Annotated in this window: 17 protein-coding genes; all 17 read left to right on the top strand. The window is 63.5% G+C overall.

The annotated features are described in order from the left end of the window. Positions 1-127 precede the first annotated feature (127 nt). The 17 genes from SLT36_RS09770 to fliQ all read left to right on the top strand — a co-directional run bounded on the left by SLT36_RS09770 (position 128) and on the right by fliQ (position 16,908). Entirely contained in the window at positions 128-1,111 is a 984-nt protein-coding gene (locus SLT36_RS09770) for a flagellin (protein ID WP_432287120.1), read from the top strand. A 290-nt stretch (positions 1,112-1,401) separates the two neighbouring features. Then, positions 1,402-2,379 carry a flagellin gene (locus SLT36_RS09765; RefSeq protein ID WP_432287118.1) on the top strand — a complete coding sequence of 326 codons (978 nt, stop codon included), beginning with the start codon at positions 1,402-1,404 and terminating at the stop codon, positions 2,377-2,379. A 326-nt stretch (positions 2,380-2,705) separates the two neighbouring features. After that, on the top strand, positions 2,706-3,707 hold the full coding sequence (locus SLT36_RS09760) for a flagellin (RefSeq protein WP_432287117.1): 1,002 nt from the start codon (positions 2,706-2,708) through the stop codon (positions 3,705-3,707). Between the two features lie 178 nt (positions 3,708-3,885). After that, positions 3,886-5,535: a flagellar basal-body MS-ring/collar protein FliF gene (fliF, locus tag SLT36_RS09755; RefSeq protein ID WP_432287115.1), complete on the top strand. Its 1,650-nt coding sequence runs from the start codon at positions 3,886-3,888 to the stop codon at positions 5,533-5,535. Further along, on the top strand, positions 5,535-6,164 hold the full coding sequence (locus SLT36_RS09750) for a hypothetical protein (protein ID WP_432287114.1): 630 nt from the start codon (positions 5,535-5,537) through the stop codon (positions 6,162-6,164). Before fliF ends, SLT36_RS09750 begins: the two co-directional genes overlap by 1 nt. After that, positions 6,161-7,471: a MotB family protein gene (locus SLT36_RS09745; protein ID WP_432287113.1), complete on the top strand. Its 1,311-nt coding sequence runs from the start codon at positions 6,161-6,163 to the stop codon at positions 7,469-7,471. The genes SLT36_RS09750 and SLT36_RS09745 overlap by 4 nt, the downstream gene beginning before the upstream one ends. After that, positions 7,468-8,871 (top strand): chemotaxis protein MotC, encoded by a 1,404-nt coding sequence (locus SLT36_RS09740; RefSeq protein ID WP_432287112.1) that lies wholly within the window; start codon positions 7,468-7,470, stop codon positions 8,869-8,871. The genes SLT36_RS09745 and SLT36_RS09740 overlap by 4 nt, the downstream gene beginning before the upstream one ends. Next, on the top strand, positions 8,868-10,163 hold the full coding sequence (locus SLT36_RS09735) for a flagellar hook-length control protein FliK (protein ID WP_432287110.1): 1,296 nt from the start codon (positions 8,868-8,870) through the stop codon (positions 10,161-10,163). Before SLT36_RS09740 ends, SLT36_RS09735 begins: the two co-directional genes overlap by 4 nt. Continuing rightward, positions 10,093-10,683, top strand: a complete 591-nt coding sequence (locus SLT36_RS09730; protein WP_432287108.1) for a transglycosylase SLT domain-containing protein — start codon at positions 10,093-10,095, stop codon at positions 10,681-10,683. Before SLT36_RS09735 ends, SLT36_RS09730 begins: the two co-directional genes overlap by 71 nt. 211 nt (positions 10,684-10,894) lie before the next feature. Beyond that, on the top strand, positions 10,895-11,563 hold the full coding sequence (locus SLT36_RS09725; RefSeq protein WP_067958516.1) for a response regulator transcription factor: 669 nt from the start codon (positions 10,895-10,897) through the stop codon (positions 11,561-11,563). A gap of 65 nt (positions 11,564-11,628) precedes the next feature. Continuing rightward, positions 11,629-12,882, top strand: a complete 1,254-nt coding sequence (locus tag SLT36_RS09720) for a flagellar hook protein FlgE (protein ID WP_432287107.1) — start codon at positions 11,629-11,631, stop codon at positions 12,880-12,882. Positions 12,883-12,918: 36 nt separating this feature from the next. Further along, positions 12,919-14,373, top strand: coding sequence for a flagellar hook-associated protein FlgK (gene flgK, locus SLT36_RS09715; protein WP_432287106.1), 1,455 nt, complete (start codon positions 12,919-12,921; stop codon positions 14,371-14,373). Between the two features lie 4 nt (positions 14,374-14,377). Next, the gene (locus tag SLT36_RS09710; protein WP_432287105.1) at positions 14,378-15,421 is read left to right on the top strand and encodes a flagellar hook-associated family protein; all 1,044 of its coding nucleotides are present in this window, start codon (positions 14,378-14,380) and stop codon (positions 15,419-15,421) included. 26 nt (positions 15,422-15,447) lie between these two features. Next, the gene (gene flaF, locus SLT36_RS09705; RefSeq protein WP_432287103.1) at positions 15,448-15,795 is read left to right on the top strand and encodes a flagellar biosynthesis regulator FlaF; all 348 of its coding nucleotides are present in this window, start codon (positions 15,448-15,450) and stop codon (positions 15,793-15,795) included. Next, positions 15,792-16,232: a flagellar biosynthesis repressor FlbT gene (flbT, locus tag SLT36_RS09700; RefSeq protein ID WP_432287102.1), complete on the top strand. Its 441-nt coding sequence runs from the start codon at positions 15,792-15,794 to the stop codon at positions 16,230-16,232. The genes flaF and flbT overlap by 4 nt, the downstream gene beginning before the upstream one ends. Then, on the top strand, positions 16,232-16,645 hold the full coding sequence (gene flgD / locus SLT36_RS09695; RefSeq protein ID WP_432287100.1) for a flagellar hook assembly protein FlgD: 414 nt from the start codon (positions 16,232-16,234) through the stop codon (positions 16,643-16,645). Before flbT ends, flgD begins: the two co-directional genes overlap by 1 nt. Beyond that, positions 16,642-16,908, top strand: a complete 267-nt coding sequence (fliQ, locus tag SLT36_RS09690) for a flagellar biosynthesis protein FliQ (protein ID WP_067958500.1) — start codon at positions 16,642-16,644, stop codon at positions 16,906-16,908. The genes flgD and fliQ overlap by 4 nt, the downstream gene beginning before the upstream one ends. The last annotated feature ends 87 nt before the right edge of the window (positions 16,909-16,995 follow it).

The following is a 16,995-nucleotide window of genomic DNA, read 5'->3' as shown; positions in this document are numbered from 1 at the left end:
ATGTCTATATGAGAATGATGCGTCATGGCGGGTGATCGACAGCGATCATGGGCATGATGCCGCTCCGCCATACCGGTCAATCCGGTATGTCCCTGTTTTTTTGTTGTTTTTTCGGGGCGTAATTCCCATGTCCAGCATCAATACCAACGCGTCGGCAATGACCGCGCTGCAGACCCTGTCTGCGACCAACAAAGCTCTCAACACCACCCAGGGCCGTATCGCCACCGGCTTCCGCGTCGCCGAAGCTTCCGACAACGCTGCCTACTGGTCGATCGCCACCACCATGCGCTCGGACAATAAGGCACTGTCGACGGTCCAGGACTCGCTCGGCCTCGGCGCTTCGAAGGTCGACACCGCCTACACCGGCATGAACAAGGCCATCGACACGCTCAATGACATCAAGGTCAAGCTGGTTGCCGCCAACGGTGCATCGAACGCCGACAAGGCCAAGATCCAGACCGAAGTGAAGGCCCTGCAGGACCAGCTCAAGTCTTATGCCGACGGCGCAACCTTCTCCGGCACCAACATGCTGTCGGTCAACAGCGGCGCTGCCGTGGCTGCCGACGTCAAGGTCGTCTCCGCCTTCAACCGTGACGCTGCAGGCACGGCTTCGATCTCCACCATCGACGTCAAGGTCGAGAGCATCAAGCTCTACGAAGCCGGCGCCGGAGTTGCCACCACCGGCAAGGGTATCCTCGACTCCGAGCGCACCGCTGCTGGCGTCGAAGGCGCGGCAAACGCCGTCACCCTCGGCACCTACGACGCGGCCGACACCTTCCAGGTCGCCACGATGAAGCTGACGGACGGCACGCTGTTTGCCAACGACCAGCAGCTGACCCAGATGCTCGGCGTCGTCGAAAGCGCGCTCAAGGACATGAACACGGCCGCCACCGATCTCGGCGCCGCCAAGAGCCGCATCGACCTGCAGAAGACCTTCACCGCGAGCCTGATGGACTCCATCGATCGCGGTGTTGGCCAGCTCGTCGATGCCGACATGAACAAGGAATCGACCCGCCTGCAGGCCCTCCAGGTCCAGCAGCAGCTCGGTATCCAGGCGCTGTCGATTGCCAACGGCAACTCGCAGTCGATCATGTCGCTGTTCCGCGGCTGATCGAACCGTCTCAGGCATTTCGCATCAGGACGGGCCGCACCTCAGGTGCGGCCCGTTTGCGTTTGGGTCCGCACCCGTGTGTCGCGCTGAAAGATCGAGGAAACTCTAAATATTTCAATCTTCTAACAAACGAACCTCATACAGTTGTTAGCAGTTCGGTAAGGTTAAGATGCGATCGTCTTTTGCATGGCGGGTGACCCCTTCTTGGCGATCATAGGCATGATGCCACGCCGCCATACCGGTCGATCCGGTATGTTCCAGTATTGCTTTTTCCTAGGGGCGTAATTCCCATGTCCAGCATCAACACCAACGCGTCGGCAATGACGGCGCTGCAGACGCTTTCCGCCACCAACAAGTCGCTGAGCACCACCCAGGGCCGCATCGCCACAGGTCTGCGCGTCGCCGAAGCTTCCGACAACGCTGCCTACTGGTCGATCGCAACCACCATGCGTTCGGACAACAAGGCTCTTTCGACGGTCCAGGACTCACTCGGCCTCGGCGCTTCCAAGGTCGACACCGCTTACACCGGCATGAACAAGGCCATCGACACGCTCAACGACATCAAGGTCAAGCTGGTCGCCGCCAACGGCGCATCGGCCGCCGACAAGGAAAAGATCGACACCGAGATCAAGGCCCTCCAGAAGCAGCTCCAGGCCTATTCCGACGGCGCCACCTTCTCCGGTACCAACATGCTCTCGGTCAAGAGCGGTGCTGCGGCAACCGCAGCCGACGACGTCAAGATCGTCTCCGCCTTCAACCGCGACGGCGCCGGCTCCGCTTCTGTGTCGACCATCGACGTCAAGGTCGATAACATCAAGCTGTTCGAGACCGGCGGTGCTGCCGCCATCAAGACCGGCATCCTGGATGGCCAGCGTCTCGGCACCACCGGCGTCCGTGCCGCCCTGTCCGCCCCGACCCCCGGCACCGATGCCGCAACCGACACCTACTCGGTCATGACAGTTTCGGTCAAAGGCTACTCCGATGCGCAGCTCACCAAGCAGCTTGGCGTTGTCGAAGCAGCACTCAAGGAAATGACGACGGCCGCTACCAACCTCGGCGCTGCCAAGAGCCGCATCGAACTGCAGAAGGCATTCACCTCCAGCCTGATGGACTCCATCGACCGCGGTGTGGGCCAGCTCGTCGATGCCGACATGAACAAGGAATCGACCCGTCTGCAGGCCCTCCAGGTCCAGCAGCAGCTCGGTATCCAGGCGCTGTCGATCGCCAACGGCAACTCGCAGTCGATCATGTCGCTGTTCAAGGGCTGATGCCCCGGCGCCAAAACATCTCCAGTCGTGAAATCGGGCCGTACCCCATGGGTGCGGCCCGATTTCATTTTGCCCTGTCCGCCGCCTTCTCCTCGCCTGGCGGCGCCGGATAGCTTCGCGCAAGTTACGGCGAGCATAGATTCCGCCACGTAACGGTAAATGCGAAGGCCTGTCGCCGTGTGGTCTTTAATCTGCCGTTAACCATAAGTTCGTAGTTATGGTTAACCAATTGCTATGACGGTTCGGCTGCCACGGGCAGAACGTACGGCATCCGCAACCGGTTCGCGGCGGCAGATCGCGCGGCTCTGACAGAGGGGTTTATTTCGATGTCCAGTATTATGACCAATGCTTCGGCGTTGACGGCGCTTCAGAGCCTCAACACCACGAACAAGGCTTTGAACACCACCCAGGCCCGCATCTCGACCGGCTTCCGCGTCGCGGAAGCCTCCGACAACGCTGCCTACTGGTCGATCGCCACCACCATGCGCTCCGACAACAGGGCACTCTCGACGGTCCAGGACGCGCTCGGCCTCGGCGCCTCGAAGGTCGACACCGCATACACCGCGATGCACAAGTCGATCGACACCCTCAACGACATCAAGGTCAAGCTTGTCGCCGCCGCCAATGGCTCGGACGCCGACAAGAACAAGATCGACGTCGAGATCAAGGCGCTGCAGGCACAGCTCAAGAGCTATGCCGACAGCGCCAGCTTCTCCGGTGCCAACTGGCTTTCGGTCAATTCGACGACAGCTGCCGGCCATTCGGCGGCCGGCGTCCACAATGACGCCAAGATCGTTTCGGGCTTCATCCGCGACAATTCGGGCACGGTCACGCTGGCAACGATCGACATCAAGGTCCAGAGCGTGAAGCTCTACGACGCCGCAGCCACCAACAACGTCAACAAAGGCATCCTCGAAGGCCTTCGCCTCGGCACCACGGGCGTACGCGACAACACCGCCGTCAACCCGGCTACCCCGGGTGCAGCGGTTGCCGCCACAGACGGCTACGCCGTTGCGACCCTTTCGGTGAAGGGCTTCAGCTTCGACCAGATCCTGCAGATGGTGAAGGTCACCGAGACGACCCTCGCCGAGATGACCGACGCCGCCACCACGCTCGGCGCGGCCAAGAGCCAGATCGACCTTCAGAAGACCTTCACCACCAGCCTGATGGACTCCATCGACCGCGGCGTCGGTCAGCTCGTCGACGCAGACATGAACAAGGAATCGACGCGCCTGCAGGCCCTTCAGGTCCAGCAGCAGCTCGGCATCCAGGCGTTGTCGATCGCCAATTCGAACTCGCAGAACATCCTGTCGCTGTTCAAGAGCTGACGCCTCGGCCCCGAAACCCGATTTCGGCGTTCGGAAACGCCTGAATCCAGGTTGCACTTCGGCAACAGCAATCCCGACGAAATGCCATGGGCCGCGCAACTTGCGCGGCCCATAACATTTTCGCACAAGCTTCGCGGGCTAGGGTCTCTCCGGAAAGTATTGCGGGGAACTTACGCACGTGCCCGAACAGCTACAGAGCATCGTCGCCAATCTCAGGAGTTTCGGCCCACGCCGTCTCGCCATGCTGGGTGGTATCGCAGCACTGGTGATCGCCATCGTCGGCGTGGCATCCGTCTATCTCAACCGTCCTGCCTACGAGACGCTCTATGTCGGCCTCGAACGCTCCGACGTGAACCAGATCGGCATGGTGCTGGGCGAAGCGGGCATCGGCTTCGACGTCGCCTCCGACGGCACCACCGTGCTGGTCCCAGCCGGCAGCACCGCGCAAGCCCGCATGCTGCTCGCCGAAAAAGGCCTGCCCACCAGCGCCAATGCCGGCTACGAGCTGTTCGACAATGTCGGCTCGCTCGGCCTCACCTCCTTCATGCAGCAGGTCACCCGTGTCCGCGCATTGGAAGGCGAGATCGCCCGCACCATCCAGTCGATATCAGGCATCAAGGCCGCCCGTGTTCACATCGTCATGTCCGAGCGCGCCAATTTCCGCCGCGACGAGCAGAAGCCGTCGGCCTCGGTCGTCATCCGCGCCGCCAGCATGGATGCCGACAAGAGCGCCATGTCGATCCGCCATCTCGTTGCCGCAGCCGTCCCCGGCCTCGATGCCGAGCGTGTGACGGTTCTCGATTCGAGCGGCAATTTGCTCGCCGCCGGCGACGATCCCAACAATTCGAGCGCCGCCCGCTCAATCGGCGTCGAGCGCACCGTCGAAACCCAGATCGAGGACAACATCCGCCGTGCGTTGGCAGCCTATCTCGGGCCGGACAATTTCCGCGCCAGCGTCAAGGCTGACGTCAACACCGACTCGCGCCAGACCGAAGAGACGATCTTCGATCCGGAATCACGCGTCGAGCGCTCCGTCCAGGTGGTCCGCGCCAACGAGAATTCCAACCAGAAGCAGTCGTCGACACCTGCCACCGTCGAGCAGAACCTGCCCGATGCCGAGGCCGCTGCCAGCGACGGCCCGCAGTCGACCTCGGCCAGCGACCGCAAGGAAGAGATCACCAATTACGAGATGAACTCCAAGCGCATCGCCACGGTGTCGAATGGCTATTCGGTAACCAAGATGTCGATCGCCGTGGTCGTCAACCAGCAGCGCCTGGCAGCCATCCTCGGCAAGGACGCGACGCCCGAGGCCATCGCCGCCCGCGTCGCCGACATCCAGAAGATGGTGACCTCGGCCACTGGCTTCGACGAAAAGCGCGGCGACCTGATCAACGTCTCGGCGGTCGAGTTCATCGACGGCCTCGACGGCGAGGTCATCGAGAGCCCCGGCATCATGGCCTCGATCGGCCAGCACGCAGGAACGATGATCAACGCCGCCGCCTTCATCGTCGTCGTTTTCCTCGTCGCCTTCTTCGGTCTGAGGCCGATGGCAGCAGCACTGTCGGGTTCGTCCGCAGCCCCTGCCCTGCCCACCTTCGCCGGGCCGAGCTTCGAGGAGATGCAGCGCGCCTTGCCGAATGCGGAGGGCATGGCTTCGTTCGAGGAAGAGCCCGCCGCATTGTCCGACCAGCGGCCGCACGCCATGGACGACCTGCGCAACAAGCTGCGCCCTGCCCCGCAGGACCGCCTCGCCCGCATGGTCGACATCAATGAAGAGCGCACCGCACTGATCCTGCGCAAATGGGCCGGTAACGAGGTTGCCGCGTAATGTCGATCGCAGCGCTTTTTGAACGGCTGACCGATTTCGCACCGCTCGCGCCAAATCCGCATCCGCATGCCGACCAGACCGAGACCTCGGCCACGGAATATCCCAAGGCGGTTCCGGATCTGGATATCCCGGCAATCGTCGCCGAAGCCGTCGCCCAGGCCGAGGCCGATCTGACCACACGCCTGAGCGAGGAGTACGAGCTGGTGCTCGAGGCCGAGCGCCAGCGCCACGCCGAGGAGGTCGCCGCCCTTGGCGCCCGCTTCGGCAGCGAGGCCGGCGAGGTCATCGCCACGCGCATCGCCGAGATGGAGACGCGTATCGTCCACCTCACCACCGACGCCGCCGCCCGCGTTGTCGCGACGTTGGTCAGTGACGACATCCGCCAGCGCTCGATCGATGCCCTGTCCAGCGCCATCATTGCCGCCTGCGCCGACCGCGAAGCGGTGCGCATCAAGGTCAGCGGCCCGCAATTCCTGTTCGACGCGCTCGCGGCCGCCATTGGCGCACGCATCGACAATGTCGACTTCGTCGAAGCAGTCGGCTTCGATCTCAGCGTCGCGATCGACGACAACCTGTTCGAGACCCGCCTCGGCGAATGGTCTTCGGCGCTTTCCGAGACCTTGCCATGAACGGTCCTGACGGCGCCGAGCCACGCCACGAGATCGTCATCGTCAGGCGAGCCCATTCCGACCATGACGACGGCCACCATGGCGGCGCCTGGAAGATCGCCTTCGCCGACTTCATGACGGCGATGATGTGCTTCTTCCTCGTCATGTGGCTGATCAGTGCCGCCAACGAACAGACCAAGGCGGCTGTCGCCAGCTACTTCAACCCCGTCAAGCTGGTCGACCGCAATGCCAGCCGCAAGGGCCTCGAAGAACTCGGTGACGGTCCCAATTCGGTCGGCCTGACTGCCGAGAACCCGCAGGAAGCCAGCGCCAAAGCAGGCTCCGATGGCCGCGGCAATGCCGGCCCGTCGACGGAGAAAAACTCCGCTGACGCCAGCCCTGCCGCCAACCGCTCTGACGAGCACCTGTTTGCCGACCCCTACGCTGTGCTCGCCGAAATCGCCCAGGACACCGGCGCCAAGGCCAACATCTCGGAACGCAACGAAGGCGGTGCCCAGAATGCCGGTCCGGCAAGCGGCGCCTCTGGCGGAGAAGCCTATCGCGACCCGTTCGCACCCGATTTCTGGACCGAGCAGGTGGCAACGCCTGCCGCCGAAGCAAGTGCCGAGCGCGCCGCGATCGAAGGCGAACCGGCAAAGCCCGGCGACAAGACCGAGCGTTCGGCCAAGACCGATCCGGTGAAGGCCGAAGAACAGCAAGCCAAGCCCGCAGAACAGACGGCCGCACCGGCTCCCGCAGCGCGCGAAACCGCCGCCAAGCCCGGCGATGCCCCCAAGCGCGACACCAACGAAGCTGAAGCATTGGCCGAGGCGCCAAAGCCCAGGGACGAGGCGCCGACACGCGAAACCGTCAACGATGCCGACGCCATCCGCCGCGAACTCGCCGAGGCGATCAAGTCGGGCGGCGCCCTGCCCGACGGTCTCTCGGTCGTCGCCACAGACAAGGGCGTCGTCATCTCGGTCACCGAACAGTTCGATTTCGGCATGTTCGAAATCGGCTCCGCCGTGCCGCGCAAGCAGCTTGTGCTCGCCATGGAAAAGATCGCCAAGACGCTTGCCACCCACGAGGGCAACATCTCGATCAACGGACACACCGACGCGCGTCCGTTCCGTGGCGGCGGCTATGACAACTGGCGCCTGTCCACCTCGCGCGCCCACTCAGCCTACTACATGCTGGCCCGCGCCGGGCTTGACGAAAAGCGTATCGTCGAGGTCGCCGGTTTCGCCGACCGCAAGCTGAAGGACAAGGCCGAACCGTTCTCGGCCACCAATCGGCGTATCGAAATCCTGCTGGAGCGCGCCGAATGAGGCTGGCGGCAACCCTGTCCGGTGCCGCGCTGATCGCCCTGCTCGTCGCGGGCGTGCCAAGCCGTGCCGTGGCCAGCGAGGCGCCGGCGCTCGAGCCTTACCAGCTGGTGCGCTGCCTGCAGCTGTTGCAGGACCGCATCGCCTCCGGCGATCAGGCTTCGCTGCCGTTGCAGCGCCGGCTGCTCGAAATGACCGACAAGCGCATGCGGACCGCCGATGTCGACGCATTCAAAGATCCCAAGAATTTTCGCGCCCTGCTGATCTATGCGATGAGCGGCGGCAACCCGCTGACCATCGAGCAGGTGGTTTCGCGGCTGGAGCTTGAAGAGGCCGACCAGAAGCTGGCGCAAGGCGTCATCGATTATCTCCGAGGCAAGCCCAAGGGCACGGTGGAGGCGCTGGCCGCGATCGACCCGCTGACGCAGATTTCTGAACTCGGTGCCTTTCTGGCGCTGGTCAAGGGTTCCGTCAGCATCGCCGAACAGCCCGAGCAGGCGATGACGCTGTTCGACCAGGCCAGACTGCTCAGCCCCGGCACGCTGGTCGAGGAAGCCGCCCTGCGCCGCTCGGTTGCGCTCGCCACCCGGCTTGAGGATGGCGGCCGCTTCCTGCGCAACTCGACGCAATATGTTCGCAGCTACCTGCGCTCGCCTTATGCCAGCCAGTTTGCCGATGCCTTCGTTGGCGGCGTCGTTGCCCTGCACAAGTCGATCAATCTTGACACGCTCGCCGAAATCACCGCGATGATGGACGCCGAGCAGGAACGGGTCGTCTATCTCCGTATCGCCCGCCATGCTGCCATCGACGGCCTGACCGAGCTCTCCGCCTTTGCCGCTGCCAGGGCCGAAAAGCGTCGTGACGGCGCACCTGGCGGTGCTGACCCGCGCGCCCAGCTTTATTCCGGCCTGTCCTCGGTCACTTCCGGCACCGCCGCCGACATGCTTGGCAAGCTCGGCGACATCGATCGCGACAAGTTATCCAAGGGCGACCGTGCCCTGCTCGACGCCGTCGAGGCGGTTGCCTCGGAGCTGACGTCGGCTGTTCCGGCGACACCCGCAAGCGCATCGAAACCGCTGGATGTCGGCGATCTGCCGCCGGCGGCGATCGAGATCACGCCGCCACCGGCGGATCCGATGATCCCCGACGCCGTCGAGACACCTGCAGAGGCTGCGCCCGCCCAGTCGGCGACACCCGCAACCCAGTCGGCGGCCCCCGAGGTCCCGGCAGCAGCACCCGCGTCGCCTCCGGCTGAACAGCCGGCGACGGTGGCGGCGCCCAGGGTCGTGCCTTTGACAGCGCAACAACAACCGGAATCAGCGGAACCGGAAGATCCCAAGATCACTGAAGCGCGCCGCACGCTTGAATCAATTGACGAACTGCTAGGAGGCTCCCCCAAATGACCGACGCCATCAGCGCGGCCCTGGTGAGCCCGCTCGCGCGCCATTCATCCGGCCATGAGCGCAATGCCCTCGCCAGCAATGACGACCAGCCCGATTTCGGCCAGGCCCTGAGCTCACCGAACAAGGGCGAGCCGAAATCGAAAGGTCATGCCGCCGATCACGATACGCCGCGCCAAAAGGGCCTGAACAAGCTCGCAGAGCGGCTTGCGGCACGTGACGCGCTCGCCGAAGCCGAGGGCAAAACACCCAGGGTCGGCGAAGCTGCCGAGGACGCGACACTCGAAATACCCCAGCCGCAGCCGGATGCCACGACGAAGGACGTCAAAGCGGAAAAAACCGAAGAGCCTGCATTGCCGCTGGTGCTTGCACTGAGCGAATTACGCAAGGCGGGCGCCCAGCCGGCAAAGGCTGGTTCCGCCGACGCGACCGACGTCGAGGAGAGCAAGGCCAGCGCACAGCCAGAGGCTGCAGGCGACGCGTCGGAGCCGGAACTCGCAGCCCTCGTCACGAGCGGCAAGACCGCGCGCCAGGCTACCACCGGAGCCGCGCCGCAGTCCGCGGCACCTGTTTCGGCACCCGCGACAGCCTCCACGCCCGAGACGCAGCAGGCAGCACAATCCGGCGCGCCGGAAACCACCAGCGACGTCGCAGCCAGGGCCGACAAACCGGCACGACCGACACCCGTCAGGCAAGCCGAACAACCCTCCGTCGGCAACACCGTCACCGTCATGTCGGAGCAGTCGATCCCGGCACCGGCGAGCACTGGCGCGGGCAGTACCGCGGGCGCGCTGGCGCTCGACATCGCCTCCGCGGCACCGCGCCATGTCGCTGCCGTATCCTCGGTCCAGCAGCTCCAGAACAGCGCATCCAGCACACCCGGCGCGCAGGCTCTCAAGATCCAACTGCGCCCCGTCGAACTGGGCATGGTCACAGCCAATCTTCACCTGACCGGTGAGCAACTTTCGGTTGAAATCGAGGTTGAGAACACCGAGGCCTACAACAGGCTTTCGTCCGACCGCGAGGCGATCAACAGCGCCCTGCGCGGCCTCGGTTTCGACGTTGACCGCGTCACCATCCTGCAGCCGCAATCGACGAATGCCCGCGCTGACGGCAGCGCTGCCAACGGCTTCGCAGGCCGTGACCAGGCATCTGCCCAGTCGGGCGGGACAGGTGGTGAAGGTGGCAATTCCAGCAATGGACGTCAGAGTGGGAACGCTGCAAATGACGAAAGCAATTCGCGCAACATCTCGTCGTCTGGCGCTGATCGCCCTGGCAGCAGCCGCTACATCTAGCGCCGCCAGCACGATCGCTGCAGCTGCGGCCAATCCGTGCGAGCCTGAGATCCTGCGCGCCGCCGACCGCTACGGCGTGCCGGTCGGCATTCTCTATGCCGTTGGTCTGACCGAAACGGGAAAGAAGGGTAGCTTGCAGCCTAACGCCTTGAACATAGAGGGAAAAGCCGTCTTTCCTAGGAATGAGGCCGAAGCCGTTGCGGCCTTCGAGACGGCGCGTCGCGAAGGCAAGACGCTGATCGATCTCGGCTGCATGCAGATCAACCACCGATACCACGCAACCGAATTCCGCTCGGTGCGCGACATGCTCAATCCGCGCCTCAATGTCGACTATGCCGCGCGCTTTCTCGTCAGCCTGCACTCGCGTCATGAATCCTGGTCGATGGCGGTCGCGCGTTATCATGCCGGCCCCAACAACGACCCTGCACAAAAACGCTACGTCTGTCGCGTCATCGCCAACATGGTCGCCACCGGCTTCGGCCGCTGGACCGAAAACGCCCGGACCTTCTGCAACCCATAGGCGTTGCCAGCCGAACCGAACCGGACACGGGCCGTTACCCCGCCCCTCATTACAGGCTTGCGCAAGGATGCACGCATATCGTGCAACCTGTTCAACCCATGCGATTCCGGACTCCCTAAAAAATAGCGGCAAGAATTCACGATTGGTCGCCTTGGTCCCGACCCATTACCGATTGGTTAACAGGGCATTTTACTGATTCGGGGGCGGAATCATGATCGTAATCGTGGACGAGCGAGAGCTCGTCACCAACGGATATAATTCACTCTTCGACCGGGAAGGTGTGGCGTGCGCAGGCTTCCGTTCGACCGAATTCGGCGAATGGGTTTCCAGCGCTCCCGACGAGGATCTGCGTTCGGTTCGCGCCTTCCTCATCGGCGACTGCAACGAGGGCTCGATCTCGCCGCGTCAGCTGCGAGACCGTACCAAAGCCCCGGTCATCGCCCTCAGCGAACAGAACAATCTCGAAAACACGCTCAAGCTTTTCGAGTCGGGCGTCGACGACGTCATCCGCAAGCCCGTCCACATCCGTGAGATCCTTGCCCGCATCTCGGCCATCCGCCGTCGCGCCCAGGAAGACACCGGCTTCACCCAGATCGGCGCAATGCGCATCTTCATGGACGGCCGCGACCCCGAGATCGACGGCGAGCCGATGCCGCTGCCGCGTCGCGAGCGTCGCATCCTTGAGTATTTGGCAAGCAACAGCGGCCGTCGCGTCACCAAGACCCAGGTCTTCAACGCGATCTACGGTGTCTTCGACGAAGAAGTCGAAGAAAATGTCGTCGAAAGCCACATCTCGAAGTTGCGCAAGAAATTGCGTGAGCGTCTTGGCCACGACCCGATCGATTCAAAACGTTTCCTCGGCTACCGGCTGATCGTCTGACCAGCCTCGCGCAAGACATGCCACGTAACTTCACCAGCGTGGCATGAGATTTGAGGAGACCACCGATGAGCCTTTACGGAATGATGCGAACCGGCGTTTCGGGCATGAATGCCCAGGCGAACCGGCTGTCGACGGTCGCCGACAACATCGCTAACTCGAGCACGACCGGCTACAAGCGCGCCTATACCGAATTCTCGTCGCTGGTGCTGCCCAGCACGCCCGGCGCCTACAATTCCGGCGGCGTCACCACCAAGGTGCTGAACGCAGTCGCCAAGGACGGAACGCTCCAGTACACGACGTCGGGCACCGACCTCGCGGTCCAGGGCAACGGCTTCTTCGTCGTCCAGGACTCGTCCGGTTCGCCCTACCTCACCCGCGCCGGTTCGTTCGTGCCCGACGGCCAGGGTCGCCTCATCAATGCCGCCGGTTACCAGCTGATGGGCTACAGCTACGCAAATGGCATTCCGGCCGCCACCGCCAACGGCTTCGATGGCCTGGTGCCCGTCCAGATCTCGAGCTCCGAGCTCACCGCGCTGCCGACCAAGAACGCTACCTTCACGGCCAACCTGCAGAGCGACGCTGCCGTCTCCGCCGGCCCGCTCCCGAGCACGAATGCCGCCGGCGCGACCTATACGTCGAAATCGTCGATGGTCATGTACGACAATCTCGGCGCCAAGAAGATCGTCGACATCTACTACACCAAGACCGGCGCCAACACCTGGGACGTCGCCGTGTACGACCAGTCCAAGGCGGCGGCCGGAACCTCGTTCCCCTATGCCGCAGGCGGTCTGCTGACCAACAGCACCATGACCTTCGACGGTACCACCGGCAAGCTGACCAGTGCCGGCAGCCTCAGCTTCACCGTCCCGAACGGTGCGCCGGTGACCCTCGACATCTCCAAGATGACGCAGCTGGCATCGCCCTACACCGTGACCAAGGCCGTTGCCGACGGCAACGGACCGAGCACCATCGAACGTGTCGAGATCGACACCGACGGCACCATGTACGCCCAGTACGCAGACGGTTCGATGAAGCCTCTGTTCAAGATTCCTCTGGCCGACGTGGCAAGCCCCGACCGTCTCAACAGCCTTTCGGGTAACGTGTTCCGCGAGAGCGCCGACTCCGGTCCGGTCCAGATCGGCTTCGCCGACTCGGGCGGCCTCGGCAAGATGATCTCGGGTGCGCTCGAAAACTCCAACGTCGACATCGCCGAGGAACTCACCGCGATGATCGAATCCCAGCGTAACTACACTGCCAATTCCAAGGTCTTCCAAACCGGAGCGGACCTGATGGATATCCTCGTCAACCTGAAGAGATAGGACTGACGGGCTTATCGCCCGCTGGAAAAACATAGCATGTCGCTGTCGTCTGCCATTAGCATAGCCCAATCTGCGCTTCGCAACACGTCGCGCCAGACAAGCACTGTTTCCCGCAACGTCGCGGATGCATCAAATCCTGACTACGTGCGCCGCACAGCCGTGCTCGCCAGCACCGGCCCCGGGGCGCGCGTGGTCGAAATCCAGCGTGCGACCAACGAGCAGCTGTTTCGCCAGAACCTGTCTGCCCTGGCCGACTTCACCGGCCAGAACACCCTCCTGGAGGGGCTGCAGAAACTGTCGCTCGACGTCAACGGCTCGGAAAACAAGGGCTCGGTCGCAACCCAGCTCGGCAAGTTCCAGCAGGCGCTGCAGCTTTACGCGGCAGCCCCCTCCAACCAGAACCTCGGCACGGCGGCGATCGACGCCGCCCGCCAGGTGGTGCGCTCGCTCAACGACGGCAGCGATGCCATTCAGCGCATCCGTACCGAGACCGACAGCGAGATCGCGACCACCGTCGATGATCTCAACAGGCTGCTCGCCGATTTCGAGCAGGCCAACAAGGCGATCATCCAGGGCACCCGCGCCGGCCGCGACGTCAACGACTCCCTCGACCAGCGCGACGCCATCCTGAAGAAGATTTCCGAGATCGTGCCGATCTCGACCTTCAAGCGTGGCGACAACGACATGGTCATCACCACAGGTGATGGCACCACCTTGTTCGAGACCGTCCCGCGCGCGGTCACCTTCCAGCCGCTGGCGGGTTACTCCGCCGGCGTGACCGGCAACAAGATTCTCATCGACGGCGTGCCGCTTCAGCCAGGCGTCGGCGCCAACACCAACGCCGGCGGCAAGCTCGCCGGCATGATCCAGCTCCGCGACAGTGTCACCACCACGATGCAGTCGCAGCTCGACGAGATGGCGCGCGGACTGATCACCGCCTTCTCGGAGACGGCACCAGCCCTTGCGGACCAGGCCGGCCTGTTCACCTGGTCCGGCGGCCCGGCGGTCCCGCCGGCCGGCGTACTGGTCAATGGCCTTGCGCGCTCGATCAAGATCAATCCGGCGGTCGACCCGCAGATCGGCGGCAATCCCAAGCTGTTGCGCGATGGCGGCATCAACGGCGCGGCCTATGTCAAGAATCCCGCCAGCAACGCTTCTTATGCCGACCTGCTGATCTCCTATGGCAACCGCATCGACCAGACGATGACTTTCGATCCGGCCGCGGGTATCGCCACAAGCTCGAGCCTCAGCACCTTCTCGACCAATTCGATCGGCTGGTTCGAGGGCATGCGCAAGCAAGCGGACACCGCCGCCCAGACCAAGGAAGCGCTGGCTATCCGCACCGCCGAGGCCCTTTCAAACGATACCGCTGTCAATGTCGACATCGAGATGTCGAAGATGCTGGAACTCGAGCAGTCCTATCAGGCCACGGCCCGGCTGTTGAAGGCGGTCGACGACATGCTGGCAGCCCTCCTGGGCGCGGTGAGATAGCGCGATGAAAGCGACGTTCGTCTCCTCCTCCGCGGTCACCAGCGCCCTGCGCTACTCGATGCTGCGCCAGCAGTCCGAGCTCATCAAGGCGCAGAAGGAGGCCAGCTCCGGCTTCGTCGCCGACACCGGTTTGGCGCTTGGCGCCCGCACCGCGCAGTCGGTCACGCTCCATCGCGACCTCGAGCGCCTCGATGGCATTGTCGACAGCAACGGCCTGGTGTCGTCGCGCCTGTCAGCGACGCAGAAGTCGCTCAACGAGGTCGGCAAGGCCGCACAGACCTTCCTTGCCAGCCTGACCAGCAGTTCCTCCGGTGATGCCGCCTATGCGCTGACCCAGAAGGCGGCGCGCGGCACGCTCGACACGCTGACCTCGGTGCTCAATACCAGCCTCAACGGCGAATATCTGTTTGCCGGCACCAACACCGACGTCAAGCCGCTCAACGAATTCAAGGCCGGCTCGCCGGCCAAGGCGGCATTCGACACCGCCTTCCAGACACATTTCGGCTTCACGCAGAACGATCCGGCGGCGCAGTCGATCTCGGCCACCCAGATGGACACCTTCATGACCTCGGTCGTCGAGCCGATGTTCCTCGGCGCCGGCTGGCAGGCCAATTTCTCCAATGCCACCGACCAGGGCATCACCAGCCGCATCACGCTCAACGAAACCACCGAGTCCTCGGTCAGCGCCAACAATGCCGGCATCCGTAAGGTCGCCATGGCCGCCGCCATGGTCAGCGACCTGCTCGATTCCAATGTCGGCGCTGCGGCCCGCGGCGCGCTGGTCACCCGCGCCGTGTCGATCATAGGCACCGCCATCAGCGACATAGGCCAGTTGGAATCGCAGACCGGCATCATCGAGCAGCGCGTCACCAACGCCACCGATCGCATCAAGATGCAGATGGACCTGTTCGAGCGCCACATCATCAACACCGAGGGCGTCAACCCTGAAAAGGCGGCGACACGCGTCAGCGACCTGATCTCGATGATCGAGAGATCCTACGCATTGACGGCACGCATCCAGAAGCTCAGCCTGATGAATTACCTCTGACCTGAACGGCAACAAACGGGACGCATATGTATCAATTCTCCTATGCCGACATTCAGACCGACTCTGTCGCCGATGCGCGGGATCGCGAACGTCAGCTTCTCGGCCGCTCGATCGACATGCTGATAAAGGCCAGCGAAGCCGGAGCCAATTCCAACGAGGCGATCGCCGCGCTGAACTTCACCAACCGCGTCTGGACCTCCCTGATGGACGATCTCGGCAACCCCGAGAATGCCCTCCCCAAGGAGCTCCGCGCCAACCTCATTTCGATCGGCCTGTGGCTGCTGCGCGAGTCGGAAGACATCCGCCAGGGCCGCTCCGAAAGCTTCGAAGGCCTGATCGAGGTCTCGCAGATCATCCGCGACGGCATACAATGAAAAACACGCTCAAGATCTCGCTGAAGGCCAACGAGAAGATCTACATCAACGGTGCCGTGGTGCGCGCCGACCGCAAGGTCTCGCTCGAACTGCTCAACGACGTGCAGTTCCTGCTCGAAAGCCATGTGTTGCAGCCCGAGCAGGCTTCGACGCCGCTGCGCCAGCTCTACTTCATCCTGCAGGTCATGCTGGTCGATCCGATCGGCGCGGTCCAGGCGCGCGACATGTTCCGCCGCTCACTGCCGTTGCTGCTCGCCACCTTCGACAATGCGGAAATCCTCTCCAGCCTGAAGCATGTCGACCGCCTCGTCGCCGAGGATCATGTCTACGAGGCGCTGAAGACCATCCGCTCCCTCTATCCACTCGAACAGCGCATCATCGCCGGCGAAGAGACCGAAACGGTGCAACCCGCCCGCGCAGCCGGAGGCAAATTCTGATGGCCATTGATTTCACTGCACCGGTCAACGCCAACACCAACGCCAATGCCAACAAATCGACCGGTTCCAAGACCCAGGTCGACTACCAGTCCTTCCTCAAGCTGCTCATGGCGCAGATGAAGAACCAGGACCCGACCAAGCCGATGGAATCGACCGAGTATGTGGCGCAGCTCGCCACCTTCTCGCAGGTCGAGCAGTCGGTGCAGATGAATGCGCGCCTCGACCAGATCCTGCAGTCCTCGGCGCTCGCCCAGGCAGACGCCCTGATCGGCCGCAACATCACTTCGGCCGACGGCAAGACGTCGGGCACGGTCACCGAGGTCCGTCTCGCCAAGGACGGCGTCACCGCCGTGCTGTCCGACGGCAAGACCGTCGCGGTCGTCGCGGGCGTCAAGGTCAAGGCCGCCGCGTGAACGAAGCCGATGCCCTCGACCTTGTCCAGTTCGCCATCTGGACGGTGCTGACCGCCTCCGCGCCCGCTGTGGCGGCAGCCATGCTGGTCGGCGTCGGCATCGCCCTGATCCAGGCCCTGACCCAGATCCAGGAAATCACACTCACCTTCGTGCCCAAGATCGTCGCCATCTTCCTGGTGGTGGCGCTGACCGGCCCGTTCATCGGCGCCCAGATTTCCAGCTTCACCAACGTCATCTTCGAGCGCATCGAAAACGGCTTCTGACGGCTGCGTGGCAAGCCTGTCCGCGCACCGCGACCCGAGACCGTCCCCCGTGGACCTTAGCCGCGCCGCCACTGGACCATGCCGGCA

The sequence above is a fragment of the Aminobacter sp. BA135 genome, from assembly GCF_050859125.1.
In the GTDB taxonomy this organism is placed as follows: domain Bacteria; phylum Pseudomonadota; class Alphaproteobacteria; order Rhizobiales; family Rhizobiaceae; genus Aminobacter; species Aminobacter ciceronei.
This window is presented reverse-complemented; position numbering and strand designations above follow the sequence as displayed.